The organism is Actinosynnema sp. ALI-1.44 (assembly GCF_001984155.1).
Lineage (GTDB): Bacteria > Actinomycetota > Actinomycetes > Mycobacteriales > Pseudonocardiaceae > Kibdelosporangium.
The window spans coordinates 866,613-889,586 of sequence record NZ_MTQO01000052.1; the positions used below are offsets into that span (position 1 = coordinate 866,613).

Here is a 22,974-nt window from a genome sequence, read left to right on the forward strand (position 1 = left end):
CGGTTCTCCGTTCAGTGGTCCCGCTCGAGACCGAGTTCGGTGTCGATCAGGGCAAGCAGTTCGTCGTCGGTGGTGGCGTACAGCGACTCCGCGTCCCGGAACCCACGCAGTAACGACTCCAGGCGGGCGAGCGCACGGTCCCTCGCCGACGAGTCCGTGGCGGAGGCGAGCACCAGTTCCAGGCTGTCCACGGCCGCGGGCAACGGATCCGGGTGCAGTTCCGCGTACAGGTAGGACGCCAGTTCGGCTGGTGACGGGTAGTCGAACACCAAACCTTGCGGCAGGTCAAGGGCAGTGGCGGACGCGAGCCGGTTGCGCAGCTCGACGGCCAGCACGGAACCGAAGCCCTGAGCCTTGAACGTCCGAGTCGGGTGCACGCCCGCAGCATCGTCGTGACCGAGGACAGCGGACGCATGGCCACGAACGAGGTCGAGCACGCGCCGTTCGGTGTCCGGAACAGTCACAGGAACCGGCACAGGAGCCGACATCGTAGGCGCTTCGGCGGCGGGCCGGGTCGTGTGCTCGTCAGTCAGCCAGTGCCGAGTCCGTTGGAAGGCATAGGTGGGGAGGTCGACGATCCGTTCGGCCACGGGCAGAATCGCGGTCCAGTCGACCGGTACGCCGTGGACGTACGCATCGGCAAGGGACGCCAGCAGGCGGTCCGAGCCGCCCTCGTCACGTCGCAGGGTGCCGACCGCGAAGGCGCCGGTGATCCCGCCGACCAGCAGGGGGTGCGGAGACGTCTCGATGAAGGCGCCATGGCCCGCAGCGGTCAGAACACGCACGGCCCGGTCGAATTCGACGGTCTCACGCAGGCTCGAGTACCAATAGGACTCGTCCATCTCCGGTCCGGTCAGCCACTCCCCCGTCAAGGTCGAGACCATCGGGATCCGCCCGGCGGACGGGTTGATTCCCTGGAGGACAGTTAGGATCTCGTCGCGCAGTTCGTCCACATGCGCACTGTGCGAGGCGTAGTCCACCGGGATCATCCGGGTACGCACCGACTCCGGATACGACTCCGCCAGCTCCCGCAACGCCTCCGCGTCACCGGACACCACCGTCGACAACGGACCGTTCACCGCCGCGACCGACAGCCGCGCACCGTATGCCGCGACCCGCTCGCGAACAGCGCCAACCGCCTCGGCGATCGACAGCATCCCGCCACGACCGGCCAACGCCGTCAACGTCTTGCTGCGCAGCGCGACCACCTTCGCCGCGTCCTCGAGCGAGAGGATCCCGGCGACGGCCGCGGCGGCGATCTCCCCCTGGGAGTGTCCGACGACAGCGGCCGGGCGCACTCCGGCGGCCTGCCAGACCGCTGCCAGCGACACCATCACCGCCCACAACGCGGGCTGTACGACATCGGCCGCCTCGAATCCGTGTCGCCCAGCGAGCACATCGTCCAGATCCCAGTCGACATAGGACGCCAGCGCGTGAGCGCACTGCGCCAGCCGGGCTCGGAACACCGGCGATACCTCGGCCAGTTCACGGCCCATGCCGACCCACTGGCTGCCCTGACCCGGGAACACGAACACGGTCCGTTCGGACCTGGCTTCGCCCGTGATGACAGCGGCCGAGGGGCGGCCGTCCGCGAGGACGTTCAGGCCTTCCAACGGTTCCGGGCCGAGCAGCACGGCGCGGTGTTCGAGCGCGGCCCGGGTGGTGGCGAGCGACCAGGCGATGTCAGCAGTCGGTTCCGGTTGCGTCGTGAGGTGATCCCGCAGCCGTTCGGCCTGCGCGGCCAGGGCCGCGTGCGTACGCGCGGAAAGCGTCCAGACCAAGGCATTGTCGAGCACCGGCCGCTGGTCCGTCATAGGCGGTGTCGGGGCCGCAGCAGCAGCTTCCAGGATGACATGAGCGTTGGTGCCACCGATGCCGAAGCCTGACACGCCCGCGCGGGGTGGGTGCGCGGCGTCGGGCCACGGGGTTTGTTCGGTCAGCAGGCGCACCTGTCCGTCGCCCCAGTCGACGGACGGTGTCGGCGAAGTGATGTGCAGCGACTCGGGCAGTGTGCGGTGTCGCAGCGAGAGAACCGTCTTGATGACACCGGCGACGCCAGCCGCCGCCAAGGTGTGGCCGAGGTTGGACTTCACCGACCCGACCAGCAGGGGCCGCCCTGGCTCGCGGTCCTTGCCGTAGGCGGCGAGCAGCGCGCCCGCCTCGATCCGGTCGCCAAGGCGGGTTCCGGTGCCGTGCGCCTCGACAGCGTCCACATCGGACGCGGTCAGCCCGGCGTCGGTCAACGCGGCACGGATCACGTCACGCTGGGCGTCGCCGTTCGGAGCCGTGAGGCTCTGGCTGGCGCCGTCGGAGTTGATGGCCGAGCCACGGATCACCGCCAGCACACGGTGTCCCAGGCGATGCGCGCGCTCCAGCCGTTCCACCACGAGCACGCCCGCCCCCTCGGACCAGGCGACGCCGTCCGCGTCCGCCGAGAAAGGCTTGCAACGGCCGTCCGGCGCGAGACTGCCGAGCGCGCTGAACGCCACGTAGTAGGAAGGCGTCGTCATCACGGTCACCCCGCCCGCCAACGCCAGTTCGCACGCGCCGCTGCGCAGCGACTCGACAGCCAGGTGCAGCGCGACCAACGAACTGGAGGCCGAGGTGTCGACGGTGAGAGTGGGGCCGTGCACGCCGAGCGTGTACGCCAACCGCCCGCTGATGACGCTGGGTGCGGTGCCGGTGAACAACAGTCCGGCCAGGTCGGGGGCCGCGTCGTGCAGCCGGGGCCCGTACGGACGGGCTTCGGCGCCGAGGAAAACCCCGGTACGGGAGCCTTTCAGCGTGGTCGGGTCGATGCGGGCGTGTTCCAGAGCCTCCCAGCCGACCTCCAACGCGAGCCGCTGCTGCGGATCCATGGCGTCGGCCTCACGCGGGGACACGTCGAAGAAGGCGGCGTCGAAACCCGTTGCCTCGTCCAGGAATCCGCCGTGCTCGGCCGTGCTGCGGAAGGCGTCCCAACCGCGGTCCTCCGGGAACGGACCGGCGACGGTGCGACGTTCGACGAGGGCCTGCCACAGTGCCCCGGGCGAGTCGATCCCGCCGGGGAAGCGGCAGGCCATGCCGACGATGGCCAGGGGCTCGGAGGTCACGCGCGTGCCCCGGAATCGAGCGCGGGGGCCTCGACGCGCATGGTGGTGGGCTCGGGGCGCCGGTCCGCCACCAGGTGCCGGAACTCGATTCCCGCCCGTTCGGGGTCGGAATCGTTGCCGGGCAGGCTGTCCAGGCAGCCGCACCGGTCGTCGGTGAACCCGGCGAACCGGTACGCGATCTCCATCATCCGGTTGCGGTCGGTGCGGCGGAAGTCGGCGGCCAGGTGGGCACCGGCCGCGGCCGCCTCGCTGATCAACCAGTTCAACAGCACGGCGCCCGCACCGAACGACACCACCCGGCAGGAGGTGGCCAGCAGCTTCAGGTGCCAGACCTTCTCGTGGTAGCCGAGCAGCATGACGCCGACGGCGCCGTGCGGGCCGAACCGGTCGGTGAGGGTGACGGTGAGCACCTCGTGGTCCGGGTCGGCGATCAGGGCACGCAGATCCGCGTCCGAGTAGTGCACGCCGGTGGCGTTCATCTGGCTGGTGCGCAGGGTGAGTTCCTCCACGCGGGACAGGTCCACCTCGTCCGCGCGCTTGATCTCCATGACCAGGTCGAGGGAACGCAGGAACTCCTCGTCCGGCCCGGTGAAGTTCTCCCGCTCGGCGGTGCGCTGGAACCCCGCCTGGTACATGCTGCGGCGGCGGGCGGCGTCGACGGTGACCACGACCGGGCTGAACTCGGGCAGGCCGGTCAGCTCGGCGACCTGTGTGGCGTCGTAGCAGCGGACCTCGGCGTGGTGGTAGGTGACCTCGGCGCGTTCGGCGGGCTGGTCGTCGATGAACGCGATGGTCTTCAGCGCGAAGTTCAGCTCGTCGGCGATCGTCTTGATCGACTGGGACTTGGGGTGCCAGCCGATCTGCGGCAGGACGAAGTACTCGGCGACGCCGAGGGCCTCCAGCCGTTGCCATGCGTGGTCGTGGTCGTTCTTGCTGGCCACTGCCTGGAGGATGCCGCGGGCGTCGAGTTCGACGATCGTGCGGCGGATCTCGTCGGCCAGCGCGACGTCGGGGTCCTCCAGCAGGGTGCCACGCCACAGCGTGTTGTCCAGGTCCCAGACCAGGCATTTGACCAGGGTGGGCGTGTCGGGCACGGGTCTCTCCGTTCGGGTGTTTCGGTGCGTCAGATCGTGTCGATGGCGTGCCGGGCCAGTACCAGCTGCGAGATCTCCGTGCTGCCCTCGATCAGTTCCATGGCTTTGGCGTCCCGGTAGGCGCGGGCGACCACGTGGCCGTCGGAGAACCCGCGGGAGGCGAGGACCTGGACAGCCGTCGCGGCGCCCCGCGCGGCGTGCGTGGCGCCGACCTGCTTGGCCAGCACGGCTGTCACGGCGGCGTCCGGGGCGCTGCGATCCCACTGCTCGGCGGCGTGCACGCACACCTGGGTGGCGATCCGCTCCGAGGTGTAGAGCTCGGCGATGTGCCGTGCCACGAGCTGGTGCTCGGCGATCGGGCCACCGCCTTGCTCGCGGGTGCGGGCGTCGACGGCCGCAGCGGTCAGGCAGGCACGCAGGATGCCGACACAGCCCCACGCCACCGACATCCGGCCGTAGGACAAGGCGATCGTGAACAGCAGCGACAGCGGCTGCCGACCGCCGCCGAGCACGGCGTCGGCGGGAATCCGTACGTCGTCGAGGACGACCCGGCAGTGCGTCGCGGCACGGCAGCCGAGCGGAGACGGGACGGGTTCGATGCTCACGCCGGGCGCGTCGGCCGGGACCATCGCGGCGGCACCGTCGTCACCGTCGCCGTAGCGGCCAAGGACCATGACGAAATCCGCGTACGCGGCCCCGGTGATCCACATCTTCTCGCCGGAGACGATCACGTCACCGGTGCCGTCGCCGGCCGGGCGAATCCGTGTGGCCATGCCGCTGAGGTCGGATCCCGCGCCCGGCTCGCTGAACGCCGAGCAGGCGAGCTTGCCGCTCGTCAGCAGCCCCAGGTAGTGGCGGCGCTGCTCGCGGTCGCCGAAGCGCCGGACGGTGGCCGCGGCGATCCCTTGCACCGTCATGACACTGCGCAGTGAGCTGCACAGGCCGCCGATGTGGGCGGCCAGTTCGCCGTTGGCGAGGCTGGTGGCGCCGAGCCCGCCGAACTTGGCGGGCACCTCCGCGCACAACACCCCCATCGCGCCGAGTTTGCGCAGCAGTTCCACGGGAATGCGGCCGGTCGCGTCCCACTCGGCCGGTCCGTCGCCGACCAGCGTGTCGATCGCGGCGAGGTCCACACCGGCCGTCATGTCGCCTCGGCGGAACTCAGCCGCAGCACCATCGCGGCCACCGCGCGGACGCTGCGGAAATTGTCCCTGGACAACTCGGGGCCGACGATCTCGATGTCGTACGTGTCCTCCAGGTGCACCACCAGTTCCATGGCGAACATGGAGGAGATCACGCCGGTGGCGAACAGGTCCTGGTCGACGTCGGGTTCGGCGCCGGTGCGCTGCACGAGGAAGACCGTCAGGTCCTTCTCGACGGTCTCGGCGGCGGTCTCGGCACCGGCATTCGCGGTGGTCATCGGATGTCCTTTCGGTGGTGCTCAGCGGTATTCGAAGAAGCCCCGGCCGGTCTTGCGGCCGTGGTGCCCGTCGCGGACCTTGCGCAGCATCAGCTCGCAGGGGTCGCATTCGGGGTCGCCGGTGCGGTCGTGCAGCACGCGCAGCGAGTCGACGAGGTTGTCGATGCCGATCAGGTCGGCGGTGCGCAACGGCCCCGTGGTGTGCCCGAGGCATCCTTCGAGCAGGCCGTCCACGGTCTCGGCGGACGCGACGCCTTCCTGCACGAGCATCGCCGCCCGGTTGATCAACGGGTGCAGCAGCCGGTTGATCACGAAACCCGGCGCGTCGTTGACCACGAGTGCCGTACGGCCGAGCGCGGCCAGCAGCGCGGTGACCGCGGTCATCGTCGCGTCGCTGGTGGCGCCGCCGCGGATGACCTCGACCATCTTGATCAGGTAGGCCGGGTTCATGAAGTGCACGCCGACGAGTTCGTCACCGCGGGCGACCCAGCCGGCCATCTCGTCGATCGGGATGCACGAGGTGTTGGAGATCAGCAGGGTGCCGGGGGCGACCAGCCCGGAGACCTCGGTCAGCACCTTCTGCTTGACCTCGGCGATCTCCACGACGGCTTCGACGACCGTGGTGGCGTCGCTGGTTTCGGCCAGTGACGTGCTGGTCGACAGTGTGCCTTGTGGACGGTCCGCCGGGAGGGTTTCCAGCAGTTGGGCGTGCTTGAGCTTCTGGCGGATCGTCCTGCGGGCTGTGGCCAGGACCTGCTCGTCGACGTCGACGAGCGTGACGTCCACACCGTGGCCGAGCGCGAGCGCGGTGATGTTGGTGCCCATGACCCCGGCGCCGACGACCGCGAGGCGGTGCTGGTGTGTCTCCTGGGTCGCTTGTGGATCAGTCATCGTTCCCGTCCTGAGTAGTGGTGAACTGGGCGTCGAGCCAGGATTCGACGGCCCGCGCGGTGGTCGCGGCGTGGGAGCTGATCATCGTGAAGTGATCGCCCGGCACGGTCACTGTCGTGATGTCGCCGGAGAAACCCCATGGGGCGTCGATCGCGCCGTCCGCACCGGGTGTGGTGCCGGGTTCGCCCTCGTGGCGGATCATCAATGTCGGCAGGTCCGCGTTGTAGGGAAGATGACTGCGCCAGTCGTAGTCGTAGTAGTGGGCCAGCGCGGTCAGCCAGTCGTCGCCGCCGATGCCGCCCGCGTCGATGCCCTCGCTGTTGTTGGCGAGCACGGCCGCGGGCAGCACGCCGATGATCTCGTCGGGGACACCGGCCATCTGCGGGGCGAAGCTGTCCAGCAACACCATCGCCTCGGGCCCCCGTCCCCGGCCTGCCAGGCGATCGGCCAGCACCTGCGCGATCAGCCCGCCGGACGAGTACCCGACCAGGACGTACGGTCCCGCTTCCGGTGTGGCGAGCACGGTTTCGGCGACGAGGTCGACCAGCGCGAGCGGGTCGGCGGCCATCGGCTCACCCGGCGTGTACCCGGGCACGACCATGGCGAGGACTTGGCGCGGCGTGCGGAAACCCTGGACCAGGCGCGCGAACTCCTGGGCGTGCGCGCCACCGCCGAAGGACGGCAGGCAGATCAGCGTCGGCCCAGCGGTGTTCGCCGACCGGCGGGTGAGCGCGACCAGCGGCGGGATGCTCGACAGTTCGCTCGCGCTGCCGAAGCAGGGACGGAAGTGCGCCAGGCCCGCGATCATCCGCATCGCCTCGGCGCCCCGGCCTTCCGTCACAGCCCGCGTGTACAGCGTGACCAGTGACTCAGACGCCGTGGCCGGTTGCGTGGTTCCCCCTTCGGACAACGAGAACCTCGGAGCGCTGTCGTCGCTTTCGGACGGATCGCCGGTGAGCCGTTCGCGCAGGTAGGTGGCGGTCTCGTCGGGTGTCGGGTGGTCGAAGACCAACGGACCGGTCAGCTTCAGGCCGGTGGCCTGGGCGAGCCGGTTGCGCAACTCCACCGCGGACAGGGAGTTGAAGCCCTGTTCGAGGAACGTGGCGTCCGGCTGGACTTCCGCCGCAGCGGTGTAACCGAGCACGTCGGCGGCGTGCTCACGGACGATGTCGAGCAGGATTGTCTGCTGTTCCAGCACGGACGAGACCGCACCGAGCCGGGCAGCCAACCGCCCTGCCGCGGACGAGCTCCGCTGTGCGGTGTCCTCGTCGTCGTCTTCGTCGTTCAGGACTCGGACGGCGTCGGGGATCGCGGCCAGCAGCGGGCTGGGCCGGTGCAACGTGTACAGCGGCGCGAACCTGTCCCAGTCGATGTCCGCGACGACGATCCGGGTCTCGCCGTCGTCCAGTGCCTGCGCGAGCCCTTCGAGACCGCGTTCGGGAGCCATCAGCGGCAGTCCGGTGCCGCTCACCAGCGTCTGTCCTTGCCCGACGGCCATTCCGCCGCCGTCCCACAGGCCCCATGCCACGGATGTCGCCGCCAGTCCCGCGGCGCTGCGCTGTTCGGCGAGTGCGTCCATCGCGGCGTTGGCTGCCGCGTATCCCGACAGGAGCCCGGAGCCCCAGATGGCCGCACCGGAGGAGAACATCACGAAGGCGTCGAGGTCGATGTTCCGTTCCACGGACAGCTCATGCAGGTGCATGGCGCCGCCGACCTTCACCGCTGACGCCTCTTCCAGGCCTTCGGCGGTGAGGTCCGCGAACCAGGCTCCGTGGCCGATGCCCGCGGAGTGCACCACGCTGGACAACTCCGGTCCGCTCGCGGTGATGCGGTCCATCAGCGCACCGACTGCGCGCCGCTCGCTCACGTCGCACGACACGACGTCGACGGCACTGCCTTGCGCGGCCAAGTCAGCGGCGAGCGTGGCAACGCCCGCGGCGGACGGGCCAGAACGGCTGGTCAGCACGACGCGCGGCGCGCCTCGTTCGGCCAGCAACCGTGCTGTGCAACCGCCGATCCACCCTGTGCCGCCGGTGACCAACGCTGTACCGGCGGACCGGTACGGGGTGACCACGGTGGTTTCCGTCCGGGGCGCACGGATCAGGCGCCGCGCGTAGACCCCTGAGCCGCGCAACGCGACCTGGTCCTCCTTGCCTGCCAACACTCCGGCCAGCTGGGCGCCCGTCACGGCGTCGAATTCCTCCGGGAGGTCGATCAGGCCACCCCATTGCTTGGCGTGTTCGAGCCCCGCTGTCTGCCCCAGCGCCCACGCTTGTGCCTGCGCGAGATTCGGCACTTCGCCCGGCAGTGCCGCGACCGCACCCCTGGTGAGCACCCACACCGGGATCACCAGGCCGGTGTCGATCACCGCCTGGACAACCGCGGTGGTGGCCGCCAACCCGTGTGGCACCCGTCCACGGCCGGGCAGTGGCTTGTCGTCCAATGCCAGCAGGGACACAACTCCGGCTACAGCGCCGACGCCTCGCAGTACATCGGCGAGGGTCCTGCGATCCGCGGCGTCGACCTCCAGGACACGAACGTCGGCACCACCGTCACGCAACGCACCCGCGACCGCACCGGCGGACACCGCCTCGGTCTGGTCGGAGACGACAAGCCATGTACCGGAAGGCACAGCGCCGGAGGATTCGCTGACCTGCTCCCACGAGACGCGATAACGCCAGTCGGCCACCACGTCCCTGACCACGTCGGGGAACTTCGGCCAGAAGCGGCGGTGCTGGAAGGCGTAGGTCGGCAACTCGACCTGGTGCGCCGACGGCGAGGCGGGCAGCACCGCGGCCCAGTTCACCGGCAACCCGTTGACGAACGCGGTTCCCAACGACCGCAGCAGCCGGTCCGCGCCGTCGTCGTCCTGGCGAAGCGTGTCCACGAGAACGGGGTCTGGCAGGTCGGGCCGCTCGTCCAGTACCTCTTCGACCGCGGTCAGCAACACCGGGTGAGCCGAGACTTCCACGAAGGCACGGTGTCCGGATTGGACAAGCGTCTCCACTGCCTCACTGAACCGGACTGTCCGACGCACGTTGGCGTACCAGTACTCCGGACCCAGCTCTGTGCCGTCCACGACACGGCCGTGGACCGTCGAGAAGAACGGCACCCGGCCCGGCCGCGGCTCGATACCAGCCAACAGACCCGGCAACGTCGCCTCAAGCGGCTCACACAACCGCGAGTGCGCCACGAAATCCGTCACCGGAACCCGCCAGCGCCTCACCTTTTTCTTACGCAGCACCCGCTCGAACTCCAGCATCGCCGCCGGTTCACCCGACAACACCGTGGCCGCCGGAGAGTTCACCGCCGCCACCGACAACCGATCGCCAAACGGCTCCAGCAACTCCCGCACTGCCGCAACCGGCATGACGGCCGACAGCATCCCGCCCTCAACATCCAGTCCTGCCAACGCTTCCGCGCGCACAGCCACAACTCGGGCACCATCACCCAGTGACAAGATCCCAGCCACCGTGGCCGCCGCGATCTCACCCTGCGAATGCCCCACCACGACGTCAGGACGCACCCCCGCCGCATCCCACACCGCGGCGAGCGACACCATCACAGCCCACAACACCGGCTGCATCACCGCGGCCCCATCCAAACCAGGAGCATCGGCGTCACCACCCAGCACCGCATACGGATCCCACTGCACATGCGGCCGCAACGCCTCGACACACTCGGCGAACCGAGCCGCGAACACCGGCGACTCCACCAGCAACCGCCGACCCATCCCCACCCACTGACTACCTTGGCCGGGGAACAGGAACACCGCCTTGCCAGGGCCACCCGCGGGGACGGCACCGACGGCTGCCAACGCGTCCGGGCGATCGTCGGCGACAGCGGCCAGCCGTTCGGCCAGCTCCGTTCGGCCGGTTCCGATCACGACCGCGCGATTCGTGAAAAGACTGCGGCGTGTGACCAGTGCGTGGGCGACAGCGGACGGCTCGGCGGCCGTCGCGCCGAGTGCGTAAGCACGCATGCGCTCGGCCTGTGCGCCCAAGGCATCGGCACCCCGAGCCGACAGGGGCCACGCGGTGACGGCGACGTCCTCGTTCAGCAGTGGTGTTCCCGCCGATTCCGGCAGGGTGACGGGCTCCACGGCAGGCGGTTCTTCCAGCACGACGTGTGCGTTGGTGCCGCTGATACCGAAGCCGGACACCCCCGCACGGCGCGGCGCGCCATCGTATCTGGTCCACGGCCGCTGTTCGGTCAGCAGCCGGACTCCACCCGACTCCCAGTCGATCTCGTGGGACGGTTCGGTGACGTGCAGGGTCTGCGGCATGATCCCGTGCCGCATGCCGAGCACCATCTTCATGATCCCGGCGACACCCGCCGCGCCCTGGGCGTGCCCGATGTTCGACTTGATCGAGCCGAGCCACACCGGCCGGTCGGCCGGCCGGTTCTGCCCGTACGTGGCCAGCAGTGCGCCTGCCTCGATCGGGTCGCCGAGGACAGTGCCCGTGCCGTGCGCCTCCACGGCGTCCACCTGGTCCGGCGTCAGCCCGGCCGCGTCGAGTGCCGCACGGATGACGCGCTGCTGCGATGGCCCGTTGGGCGCGGTGAAGCCGTTGGAAGCACCATCCTGGTTGACCGCCGAACCTCGCACAACCGCCAGCACGGGATGACCAAGGCGACGCGCGTCGGACAGGCGCTCCACAGCGAGGATGCCCGCGCCTTCACCCATTCCCATGCCGTCGGCGGTCGTGGAGAACGCCTTGCACCGCCCGTTCTCGGACAGTCCCAATGCGCCTCCGAAACCGAAGGCGCCCGCGGCCGCCATCACCGTGACGCCACCGGCCAACGCGAGTTCACACTCGCCCGCACGAAGTGCCTGGGCGGCCAGGTGCAGCGCGACCAGCGACGCGGAGCACGCCGTGTCGATGGTGATGGACGGCCCTTCCAAGCCGAGGACGTAGGAAACACGACCGGACAGCACGGCACCGCCGTCACTGACCGGGGTGCTGTCCTGCACGCTGTCCTCGCTCGCTGCCACCGTGGAGGTGTAGAGCTGCATCCACCCGCCCACGAACACGCCGGTCCGTGACCCCTTGAGGGTGGTCGGGTCGATGCCCGCGCGCTCCAGCGCTTCCCAGCAGGTTTCCAGGAGCAGCCGCTGCTGCGGGTCCATCGCCAGCGCTTCACGCGGCCCGATCCCGAAGAACGACGGGTCGAAGTCGGCGGCCTCCGGGACGAATCCGCCTTCCTGGCCGTACGCCGTGCGGATGTCCCAGCCGCGGTAGCGGGGGAACGGGTTGATGGCGTCGGTGCCGGTGGAGAGCAGCTGCCACAGCAGTTCCGGTGTGACGGCGCCGCCGGGGAAGCGGCAGCCCATGCCCACGATGACGATCGGGTCGTCGTCCCCGGACGCCTGCCGTGGCACGACGACCGGCGCGGCCGCCGGAGTGGCGGCGCCGAACAGGTCGTCGGACACCCTGGCCGCCAACGCGGTCACCGACGGATAGTCGAAGACCACTGTGGACGGTAGGCGCAGCCCAGTGACCTCGCGGAGCCGGTTGCGCAGTGCGACGGCCATCACCGAGTCGAAGCCCATGTCGCGGAACGCCTGGCTAGGGTCGATCTCTTCGGCGTCGGCGTAGCCGAGTGCGGTCGCGGCCTCGGCGCGGACGGCAGCGACGAGCGCGGCCTCCCGCTCGTCGGCAGGCAACGCGGCCAGCCGGCGTGGCAACTCGGCGCCTTCGGCGGCAGGTTCCTCGTCTTCGTCGCTCTGGACACGGATGGCGTCGGGCAACACGGCCAGCAACGGGCTGGGCCGGTGCAGGGTGTAGACCGGCACGAACTGGTCCCAGTCGATGTCCGCGACGACAAGCAGCCCTTCGCCGTCGTCCAGCGCCTGCGCGAGACCGACTATGCCCGGTTCGGGGGCCATCTGCCGCAGCCCGTAGCCGCTCAACTGCTCGCCCGCTTCACCCGCGCCCATCCCGCCGCCGCCCCACAGGCCCCAGGCCACGGAGGTGGCGGCGAGCCCCGCGGCGAGACGCTGCTCGGCCAACGCGTCCAGTGCGGCGTTCGCGGCGGCGTAACTGGCCAGCAGGCCACTGCCCCACGCGGCGGCACCGGAGGAGAACAGCACGAAGGCGTCGAGGTCCAGGCCGCGTTCCACGGACAACTCGTGCAGGTGCATGGCGCCGCCGACCTTCACCTCCGACGCTTCCCGCAGATCGTCGGCTGTCAGCCCGACGACCGGAGCGCCGTGGCCGGTGCCCGCCGAATGCACCACAGTGGACAGCGCAGGACCGGTGGCATCGATGTCGTCGAGCAGCGCACCGACGGCACGCCGATCGGCGACATCACAGGAGACGACATCGACTGTGGTGCCAAGGGAAGCCAGTTCAGCGGCCAACGCGGCGACACCGGCGGCCGACGGCCCTGAACGACTGGTCAGCACCACGCGTTCAGCACCGCGCTCGGCCAGGAGCCGTGCCGTGCAGCCACCGATCAGACCGGTACCGCCGGTGATCAGCGCAGTACCCCGTGGTTTGAACAGGGACGCGGTCTCCGGCCGAGGCGCACGAACCAAACGCCGCGCGAAGACTCCCGAGTCGCGCAAGGCGACCTGGTCCTCACCGCCGGGTCCGGCGGCGAGCACCCCGGCCAGGCGGGCCGCCACCGACGCGTCGATCCGCTCCGGAAGGTCGACCAGGCCACCCCAGTGTTTGGCCTGCTCCAGGCCTGCCGTCTGCCCCAACGCCCACGCCTGCGCCTGCGCCACGCCCGGAACCTCGCCGGGCAGTGCCGCGACCGCGCCGCGAGTCAAAACCCACAGCGGTACGACCAAACCCGAGTCGACCAGCGCCTGGACAAGTGCCGTTGTGGCAGCCAGACCGGACGGCACTTGCGCGTAACCGGGCAGCGGTCGCTCGTCCAGCGCGAAGAGCGACACGACGCCCGACACGTCACCGATCCCCCGCAGAACCCCGGCGAGCGTCACACGGTCGGCAGCGTCGATCTCCACGACCCGCACATCGGCGCCGCGATCACGCAACGCCGTGGCCACCTCGGTCGTGTAGCCCGCTTCGGCGTGGCCGGAAACGACCAACCATGTACCGGAGGGCACGGCGCCGGACAGTTCACCGAGCGGCTGCCACGTGATGCGGTAACGCCAGTCGGCAACAGGATCCGTGGACCTGGGCGCCGCGACCGGGAACACCGGCCAGTAGCGGCGGTGCTGGAAGGCGTACGTCGGCAACTCGACAGTGCTGGCGCTGGAAGGGAGCAGGGTGGTCCAGTCCACGGTCACGCCGTGCGCGTACGCCTCGGCCAGCGAGAGCAGCAGACGTCCGGGTCCGCCGTCGTCGCGCCGCAGTGTGCCGACCGCGACCGGTGAGTACGCGTCGAGGCTGTCGGCGATGGCCGGGGTCAGCACGGGGTGCGGGGACACCTCGATGAACGTGCCGTGTCCGGTGTCGGCCAGCGTGTGCACGGCGCGGTCGAACTCGACCGTTTCGCGCAGGCTGGCGTACCAGTAGTCCGGTGTCAGCTCCGGGCCGGTGATCACGGTGCCGTCCATGGCCGAGATCATCGGAATCCGTGTCTCGCCGGGGTTGATTCCGTTGAGGACGGACAGGATCTCGTCGCGCAGTTCGTCGACGTGGGCGCTGTGCGAGGCGTAGTCAACCGGGATCATCCGGGCCCGTGGCGAGTCGCCACACGAATCCGCCAGCTCCTGCAAGGCGTCCGCGTCACCGGACACCACGGTCGCGGTTGGACCGTTCACGGCCGCGACCGACAGGCGCTCGCCATATGAAGCAATCCGCTCGCGAACGCCCTCGACCGACTCGGCAATGGAGAGCATGCCGCCACGACCGGCCAACGCCGTCAACGTCTTGCTCCGCAACGCGACAACCTTGGCCGCGTCCTCCAGTGACAGGATCCCGGCGACAGCCGCGGCCGCGATCTCCCCCTGTGAGTGCCCGACAACGGCATCAGGCGTGACGCCTGCCGCTTCCCACACCGCGGCCAGTGAGACCATCACCGCCCACAGCGCGGGCTGCACCACATCCGCGGCCTCGAAACCGTGCTGTCCGGCCAGCACCTCGTCGAGGTCCCAGTCTACGTACGGCGCCAGAGCCGTGGCGCACTCAGCCAACCGGGCTTGGAACACCGGCGAAGCCTCGGCCAGCTCACGGCCCATGCCGACCCACTGGCTGCCCTGTCCGGGGAACACGAACACCGTGCGGCCCACGCCGGTCGACGGCACCTCGCCCGTCACCACACCGACCCCGGGCTGTGCCGTGGACACAGCCGTGAGTCCCGCTGTCACTTCGGCGCGGCCGGAGCCCAGTACAACCGCGCGACGCTCGAACGCGGTGCGCGTGGTGGCCAAGGACCACGCCACGTCGGCCAGCGGCAGGTCGGGGTGTTGCTGGATGTGCTCACGCAGCCGTTGTGCCTGCTCAGCCATGGCGGACGTGGACCGCCCGGACACGGCGAACGGGAGCACGCCGATGTCGCCGCGCAGCAACGGCGTCCCGGTCGGCGACTCGGCCGCGTGGGGCTTCTCCGCAGGAGCTTCTTCGAGGATGACGTGCGCGTTGGTGCCGCTGATGCCGAACGCCGAGACGCCCGCGCGACGCGGCTGGTCACCTGACGGCCAATCGACCGGTTCCTGGAGCAGGCTCACGTGCCCGGCCGTCCAGTCGACGTGCGGGGTCGGTTCGGACGCGTGCAGGGTGGCGGGCAGGATCCCGTTGCGCAGCGCGAGAACCATCTTGATGATCCCGGCGACGCCCGCCGCCTGCTGGGCGTGCCCGATGTTCGACTTGATCGAGCCCAGCAGCAGCGGCCGGTCGGCCGGGTGGCCCTGGCCGTAGGTCGTCAGCAGGGCCTGGGCCTCGATCGGGTCACCCAGCGTGGTGCCGGTGCCGTGTGCTTCGACCGCGTCGACGTCACCGGTCGTCAGGCGTGCGTTGGCCAGTGCCGCGCGGATCACGCGCTGCTGCGACGGCCCGTTCGGCGCGGACAGGCCGTTGGAGGCACCGTCCTGGTTGACAGCGCTGCCCCGGATCACCGCCAGTATTTGATGTCCGTTGCGCTGGGCGTCGGACAGGCGCTCCAACACGAGCATGCCCGCGCCCTCGGCCAGGCCCATCCCGTCGGCGTCCGCGCTGAACGCCTTGCACCGCCCGTCCGCCGCGAGGGCGTTCTGCTGTGAGAAGCCCACGAACTCGCCTGGGCTGACCATCACGGTCACCCCACCGGCCAGCGCCAACGTGCATTCCCCCGACCGCAGCGACTGCACCGCGAGGTGCAGCGCCACGAGCGAGGACGAACACGCGGTGTCCACCGACACGGCCGGTCCGATCAGGCCGAGCACGTACGACACCCGGCCGGACAACACGCTCATCGCCGTGCCCGTGATGATGTGCGCCTCGGAGCCCGAGAGGTCACCGCCTGAGGTCGCGTACCCGGAAGGCGCGGCGCCCGCGAAGACTCCGGTGTTCGTCTCGCGCAGGTCGGCCGGGTCGATCCCGGCCCGCTCGATCGCCTCCCACGTCGTCTCCAGCAGCAGCCGTTGCTGTGGATCCATCGCGAGGGCCTCACGCGGGCTGATCCCGAAGAACGCCGCGTCGAAGTCGCCCGCGCCGGTGACGAACCCGGCGTTGGCGACGTCGCTGGTGTTCGTCGCGCCCGGGGCGGTGTCGAACAACGCGTCGAGGTCCCAGCCGCGGTCGGCGGGGAACCCACCGACCGCGTCACCGCCTGACGCCAGCAACTGCCACAGGTCCTCCGGGGTGCGGACACCGCCGGGGTAACGGCAGGCCATCCCGACGATCGCGATCGGCTCCCGTTCCCGTTCCGTCACTTCACGCAGCCGGGCCCGCGTGCTGCGCAGCTTCGCGGTGGTCTGCTTGAGGAAGTCGAGGAGTTTGTCCTCGTTCTGCATTTCGGTCACACCCTTCGACCAGGTTCGGGAGGAAACTGGCTGTGGTCAGTCGAAGTCGGGATCGTCGAGTTCGTCCTCGAGGAGGGCGAACATCTCGTCGGCGGTGGCCTCGTGCAGCGCACGCTCACCGGCTTCGTCTGTTCGGCCCGCGCGGAAGCGCTGGGTCAACGCCTCGAGGCGGGCGACGATCTCGGCACGGGCCGTCTCGTCCGGCGGGGCGAGCCCGGCGGCCAGGCGTTCGAACTCGTCGAGCACGGCCGTGTGGCCGACCAGTTCGCGCCCGGACAGCTCGGCGAGCAGGAACTCGCCCATGGCCTCCGGGTTCGGGTGGTCGAAGACCAGCGTGGCAGGCAGCCGGACGCCCACCGCGTTGGTGAGCCGGTTGCGCAACTCGACGGCGGTCAAGGAGTCGAAGCCCAGCTCACGGAACGCCCGTGTCGCCACGATCTCGTCGTGGGAGTCGTGGCCGAGGACCGCGGCCGCGTGTGAACGCACCAACTCGATCACCGTGCGCCTGCGCTCGGGCGCCGACAGTCCGGCCAACTGGGCGGCGAATTCACCGCGCTTGTCGTCGGTCGACTGCGGAGCCGTTTCCTCCTGCGCTTCGGGAATCGTCTCCAGCAACGGCCGTGGCCGCGCGGCGCTGAAGACGGGGGCGAACTTGTCCCATTCCACGTCCGCCAACGCGATGAACGTCTCGTCGTCGGACAGGATCTCGCCAAGCGCTGTCAGGGCCCGCCGCGTGTCGAGGAAGTTCATTCCCTGACGCAGCAGGCGATGCGGTGTCACGCGGCCAGGAGCCTGGTCCATGGCCGCGTCGACCGCGTCCCAGTCACGCGTGTTCCAGACGCCCCAGGCGATCGACGTCCCCGGCAGGCCACGGGCCCGGCGGTCTTCGGCGAACGCGTCGAGGTAGGAGTTGCCTGCCGCGTAGGCGCCGTGGTCGTTGCTGCCCCACGTCGCAGAAATCGACGAGAACATCACGAACTCGTCCAAGGCCAAGTCGGCCGTTGCCTCATCCAGGTACAGGGCCCCTGCCGCTTTCGCGCCCAACGCCGCGGCCAGGCCTTCACGGGTGGTGTCCTCCACCCGTGCCAGGAACGGCGTGTTCGCCGAATGCAACACAGTGGACAGTCCAGGCCCGGAGCTCTCGATCCAGTCGACCATGCCCGCCACCTGCTCGCGCACCCCAAGATCGCACGACACGACCTCGACACCGGTCCCCGCACCCGCAACCGACGCGGCGAGCTCGGACACACCCGGCGCGGACGGACCAGAACGCGACGTCAACACAACCCGCTGGGTCTCGTGCTCGGCCAGCCAGGGGCCGATGCACACACCGATCGAACCCGTACCACCAGTCAGCAGAACCGTGCCACGCGGCGACCAACGATCGGCTTCCGCGCGACGCGCTTCGGCACGAACTAGCCTGCGCAGGAACACGCCCGACGACCGCACCGCGACCTGGTCTTCCTTGCCATCGGCGAGGATCCCTGCCAGCAGGGCCGCGCCTTCGGCGTCCACCACCGGCGGGAGGTCGACCAAGCCGCCCCAACGGTCCGGGTGCTCCAGGCCGACAGCCCTACCCAGACCCCACACCTGGGCCTGCGCCGGACTGGTGGTGGTCTCGTCGGCACTGACCTGCACCGCGCCCCGGGTCAGCACCCACAGCGGAGCCATGGTCCCGGTCCTGCCCAACGCCTGGATCAGCGCGAGCGTGTCGGCGCTGCCCCTGGGCACCACGGGGAAGTCGGCGTCGGGTGCTTCGTCGAACGCCAGCAATGACACGACACCACTCGGCTGCACATCCACCTGGTCGAGGTCGGCCAGGGTCGTCCGGACCACGTCGGCCCCGCGTCCGGTCAGCGCCTCGGCGATCACCGCGGCGTCGGGGCTGTCCCCGACCAGCAGCCAGGTCCCGGTCAGGGCACTGGTGCCGTTCTCGTCGGTCGGCTGCCAGGTGATCCGGTAGCGCCAGTCGTCCACCGACAGCTTGGCCCGGTTCAGTTTGGGCGCTTCCGGCCAGTAACGGCGCCGCTGGAACGCGTACGTCGGCAGCGCCACGACCGAGCCACCACCGAGCACCGCTGCCCAGTCGACCGGCGCGCCCTGGACGTAGGCCTCGGCGAACGAGGACTGGAGGCGGTTTGCCCCGCCGTCGTCACGCCTCAACGTGCCGACGACGACCGGGGCTTGCTCCTCCAGGCTTTCGGTGATCGCCGGGGTGAGGACCGGGTGTGGCGACACTTCCAGGAACACGCCATGGCCACTCGCGGCCAAACCACGGACCGCCCGGTCGAACTCGACCGTCTCACGCAACGAGGCATACCAGTACGACGGGTCCATCTCCGGACCTGCCAACCACTCCCCGGTCAACGCCGAGATCATCGGGATCTGCGTTGCGCGAGGTTCTATTCCTCGCAGGACGTCGAGGATCTCCTCCCGCAGTTCGTCGACATGGGCGCTGTGCGAGGCGTAATCCACCGGGATCACTCGGGCCCGCGGCGACTCACCACACGAATCCGCCAGCTCCCGCAACGCATCCGCATCGCCGGACACGACCGTCGCGGCAGAACCGTTCACCGCCGCGATCGACAACCGCTCGCCGTAGGACGCGATCCGCTCGCGAACGCCGTCAACCGACTCAGCGATCGACAGCATGCCGCCACGACCAGCCAGCGCAGTCAACGTTCCACTGCGCAGAGCGACAACCTTGGCCGCGTCTTCCAGTGACAGGATTCCGGCCACCGCAGCCGCTGCGATCTCGCCCTGCGAATGACCCACCACAGCATCAGGCTCGACACCAGCCGCCTGCCAGACAGCAGCGAGCGACACCATCACCGCCCACAACGCGGGCTGCACCACATCCGCAGCCTCAAACCCATGCCGCCCAGCAAGAACATCGTCCAACTCCCACTCGACATAGGGAGCAAGAGCGGCCGCACAGTCCGCCAGCTTGGACCTGAACACCGGCGAGGTCTCGGCGAGCTCACGGCCCATGCCGACCCACTGACTGCCCTGACCGGGGAACACGAACACCGTTCGACCGACACCACTCGGGGCGACCGAGCCGGTGATCACACCGGGTACGGGTTGGCCCGTGGCGACAGCGGCGAGACCTGCTGCCAACTCGACGCGATCCGTACCGAGTACCACTGCCCGCTGTTCCAGGGCGGCTCGTGTCCTCGCCAGCGACCACGCCACATCCCCGGCCGCGAGCTCCGGCCGGGCCAGCACGTGCTCACGCAACCGACCGGCTTGCCCGGCAAGGGCCGCAGCGCTACTGCCGGAGACAGGCCACGCGACCGGCACCTGATCGGTCAGCACCGGCAGCGTCGGCTCGTCGTGCTTCTCCGGCTCGTCCGTGACCGGTGCTTCCTCCAGGATGACGTGGACGTTCGTGCCACTCACCCCGAACGCCGACACACCGGCCCGACGCGGCCGGTCACCCGCAGACCACTCGACCGCGTCCTGCAACAGCCGCACATTCCCGGACTCCCAGTCCACATGCGACGACGGCTGGTCGGCGTACAACGTCCTTGGCAGCATGTCCTTCTGCAAGGCCATGACCATCTTGATCACACCGGCAACACCAGCAGCACACTGCGTATGCCCGATGTTCGACTTCACCGATCCCAGCCACAACGGCTGGCCGTCCCGGCGCTCCTGGCCATAGGTGGCCAACAGCGCACCAGCCTCGATCGGGTCACCCAGGGTGGTCCCGGTGCCGTGCGCTTCCACCGCGTCCACATCGGATGCACTGAGTTGTGCGTTGGCCAGGGCAGCGCGGATCACCCGTCGTTGCGACGGTCCATTCGGCGCTGCGAGCCCGTTGGACGCACCATCCTGGTTGGCCGCACTACCCCGGATCACCGCGAGCACCTGGTGGCCGTTGCGCTGAGCGTCCGACAGACGCTCAAGAAGCACCATGCCCGCGCCCTCGCCCCAACCGATCCCGTCGGCTTCGTCGGAGAACGCCTTGCACCGCCCGCTGGAGGCCATACCGCCCTGCTGCGCGAACTCCATGAACGCACCGGGCGAGATCATCACCGCCACCCCACCAGCAAGGGCCATCGAACATTCACCCGACCGCAACGCCAACATCGCCTGGTGCATCGCGACAAGCGAGGACGAGCACGCGGTGTCCACGGTGACCGCAGGGCCCGTGAGTCCCAGGCAGTAGGAGATCCGGCCGGAGGCGACCGCCGACACCGTGCCGATCAGGCGATACCCGTCCAGGCTGCGGTCGTCAGTCGGCAGGCTGGTGTCGTAACCGGCGTGGCTGGCTCCGACGAACACGCCCGTCGCCGATCCGTGCAGCGACTTCGGGTCTATGCCCGCGCGCTCGATCGCCTCCCAGGAGGTTTCCAGGAGCAGACGCTGCTGCGGATCCATCGCCAACGCCTCACGCGGGCTGATCCCGAAGAACCCCGCATCGAAATCGGCCATGTCGTAGACGAATCCGCCTTGGCGCCGGTAGGCCTGACGCTGGCCGAACTCCTCTTCGAACACCTCCCAGCCGCGATCGGCTGGGAAGCCGCCCACCGCGTCGGTACCTGTGGCCAACAGGTCCCACAACTGCTCGGGCCCGGTCACCCCGCCGGGGAAACGACAGCCCATCCCGACGATCGCGATCGGCTCACCGAGAGCCGCGGCCACGACCTGAACCGCTCCCTCGCGCTGAACCGGCTCGTCGCCGACCAGTTCGCCCCGGAGGTACTCGGCGAGCGCGGCGGCGTTCGGATAGTCGAACACCATCGTGGAAACCAGCCGGACACCGACGACCTGTGACAAGCGGTTGCGCAACTCGACCGCGCCAGCGGAGTCGAAGCCCAGATCTTTGAACGCCCGCTGCGGCAACACATCCTCGGCGGACTCGTGCCCCAGTACAGCGGCCGCATGGCCACGCACCAGATCCGTCAGCACCTGACGCTGCTCGGAAACCGGCATCCTGGCCAGACGGGCCGCCCATTCACCGGTACCGGCATCGGCGGGTTCATCCGTCAGAGTCGCGCGCACCTCAGGCAAGTCCGACAGCAGTGGACTCGGCCGGTGCAACGTGTACGTGGGCACGAACTGCGGCCAGTCAAACCCCGCCACCACCATCGCGCCTTCATCGGCGTCGAGCACCTGACCCAACGCCAACATCCCACGCTGCTCGTCGATACCTTCCATCCCGAACTCACGCAACCGCTCACCACCGGTACCCGCGGCCATCCCCACGCCAGCCCACAGGCCCCACGCGATCGACGTGGCAGGCAGGCCTCGAGCGCAGCGATCCTCAGCCAGCGCATCGAGATAGGCGTTCGCCGCCGCGTAGCCGCTCAGGCCGCCGCTGCCCCAAACGCCAGCGCCCGAGGAGAACAACACGAACGCGTCCAACTCACGATCCGCGGTCAACTCGTCAAGAACCGCCGCACCACCGGCCTTCGCCGACAACAACCTCGACAGTTCCGCGGTCTGCAACTGCTCCACGGGTGTGCTGCCGCCGACACCTGCCGAGTGCACGATCGAGGACAGCACCGGGCCTGTGGCGTCGATTCGCCTGAGCAACTGGTCGACCGCGGTGCGCTCGGCAACGTCACACGCCACCACGTCCACAGCTGTACCACCGGTCGCGATGGAACCCGCGAGCTCGGCAACACCTCCGGCAACCGGGCCAGAACGACTGGTCAACACCACACGAGACGCACCACGACCAGCAACCCAACGCGCCGTGATCGCACCAACACCACTCGTACCCCCCGTCACCAACACCGAACCCCTCGGCGACCACACGTTCCGGACCACCGGACGACCCGCACGCACCAACCGCCGAGCCACCACACCACCCGAACGCACCGCGACCTGGTCTTCACCAGCGTCGGCAAGCACACCGGCCAGTCGGGCCCCCGCGCGTACGTCCATCACCTGCGGCAGGTCGATCAACCCACCCCACCGGCCAGCCAGTTCAAGGCCTGCGACGACGCCAAGACCCCACACCTGAGCCTGCACCGCACTGGTGACCGATTCACCTGCAGCGGTCTGCACCGCACCTCGCGTCAACACCCACAGCGGCGCCGTCACACCGAGTTGCCCCAACGTCTGGATCAGGGCGACTGTGTCGGCGCTGCCGCGTGGAACCCACGCGAAGCCCGTATCCGGCGACTCGTCCAACGCCAGCAACGAGACAACACCGGTCAGGTCCGCGATGGGCGCGTTCGCCACGCCGTCGGGCGTCGTGCTGATCACCGATGCCCCGTGTGATTCCAGGGTTTCGGCGATCGAAACAGCGTCGGGTCCGTCTCCGACGACCAGCCACGTCCCAGCCAGAACCGCTCCGGACTCCCTGACCGGGACCCAGGAAACCCGATACCGCCAGTCAGCGACCGACGAGTCGGCACGTTCGCGGCGACGCCAGTCGGTCAACGCCTCCAGTGCGGCGTCAGCCGGGTCGACACCGAGCAAGTCGGCCAGCGCGGTGACGTCACCGGTCTCGACGGCAGACCAGAAACCCGCCTCGGCGCCGGTGACCTCAACCGTCTCGGAGTGCCGGGTGTCCACCACAGGCCAGTAGTGGCGGTGCTCGAA

The 22,974-nt window shown here is 69.6% G+C and carries 7 protein-coding genes; all 7 read right to left on the minus strand.

All coding sequences use genetic code 11. The features are described 5' to 3' along the window. Positions 1-11: 11 nt before the first annotated feature. The 7 genes from ALI144C_RS41845 to ALI144C_RS41875 are packed head-to-tail and all read right to left on the minus strand — an operon-like array spanning position 12 to position 22,947. Positions 12-3,092: a type I polyketide synthase gene (locus tag ALI144C_RS41845; RefSeq protein WP_076992738.1), complete on the minus strand. Its 3,081-nt coding sequence runs from the start codon at positions 3,090-3,092 to the stop codon at positions 12-14. Then, positions 3,089-4,186, minus strand: coding sequence for an HAD-IIIC family phosphatase (locus ALI144C_RS41850; RefSeq protein WP_076992739.1), 1,098 nt, complete (start codon positions 4,184-4,186; stop codon positions 3,089-3,091). The genes ALI144C_RS41845 and ALI144C_RS41850 overlap by 4 nt, the downstream gene beginning before the upstream one ends. Positions 4,187-4,215: 29 nt before the next feature. Further along, complete coding sequence (locus tag ALI144C_RS41855; protein WP_076992740.1) at positions 4,216-5,331, minus strand: acyl-CoA dehydrogenase family protein; 1,116 nt, start codon at positions 5,329-5,331, stop codon at positions 4,216-4,218. Beyond that, the gene (locus ALI144C_RS41860) at positions 5,328-5,606 is read right to left on the minus strand and encodes a phosphopantetheine-binding protein (protein ID WP_076992741.1); all 279 of its coding nucleotides are present in this window, start codon (positions 5,604-5,606) and stop codon (positions 5,328-5,330) included. Before ALI144C_RS41860 ends, ALI144C_RS41855 begins: the two co-directional genes overlap by 4 nt. Positions 5,607-5,627: 21 nt before the next feature. Then, positions 5,628-6,497, minus strand: coding sequence for a 3-hydroxyacyl-CoA dehydrogenase family protein (locus tag ALI144C_RS41865; RefSeq protein WP_076992742.1), 870 nt, complete (start codon positions 6,495-6,497; stop codon positions 5,628-5,630). Continuing rightward, positions 6,490-16,404, minus strand: a complete 9,915-nt coding sequence (locus tag ALI144C_RS41870; RefSeq protein ID WP_143231170.1) for an SDR family NAD(P)-dependent oxidoreductase — start codon at positions 16,402-16,404, stop codon at positions 6,490-6,492. The genes ALI144C_RS41865 and ALI144C_RS41870 overlap by 8 nt, the downstream gene beginning before the upstream one ends. Before the next feature lie 45 nt (positions 16,405-16,449). Continuing rightward, positions 16,450-22,947: a type I polyketide synthase gene (locus ALI144C_RS41875; protein ID WP_202819176.1), complete on the minus strand. Its 6,498-nt coding sequence runs from the start codon at positions 22,945-22,947 to the stop codon at positions 16,450-16,452. Between the last annotated feature and the right edge of the window lie 27 nt (positions 22,948-22,974).

Bases quoted from the DNA above. Each gene is read 5' to 3' on its own strand.
- ALI144C_RS41870 (WP_143231170.1), bottom strand. From the start codon at position 16,404: ATGCAGAACGAGGACAAACTCCTCGACTTCCTCAAGCAGACCACCGCG.
- ALI144C_RS41865 (WP_076992742.1), bottom strand. From the start codon at position 6,497: ATGACTGATCCACAAGCGACCCAGGAGACACACCAGCACCGCCTCGCG.
- ALI144C_RS41855 (WP_076992740.1), bottom strand. From the start codon at position 5,331: ATGACGGCCGGTGTGGACCTCGCCGCGATCGACACGCTGGTCGGCGAC.
- ALI144C_RS41860 (WP_076992741.1), bottom strand. From the start codon at position 5,606: ATGACCACCGCGAATGCCGGTGCCGAGACCGCCGCCGAGACCGTCGAG.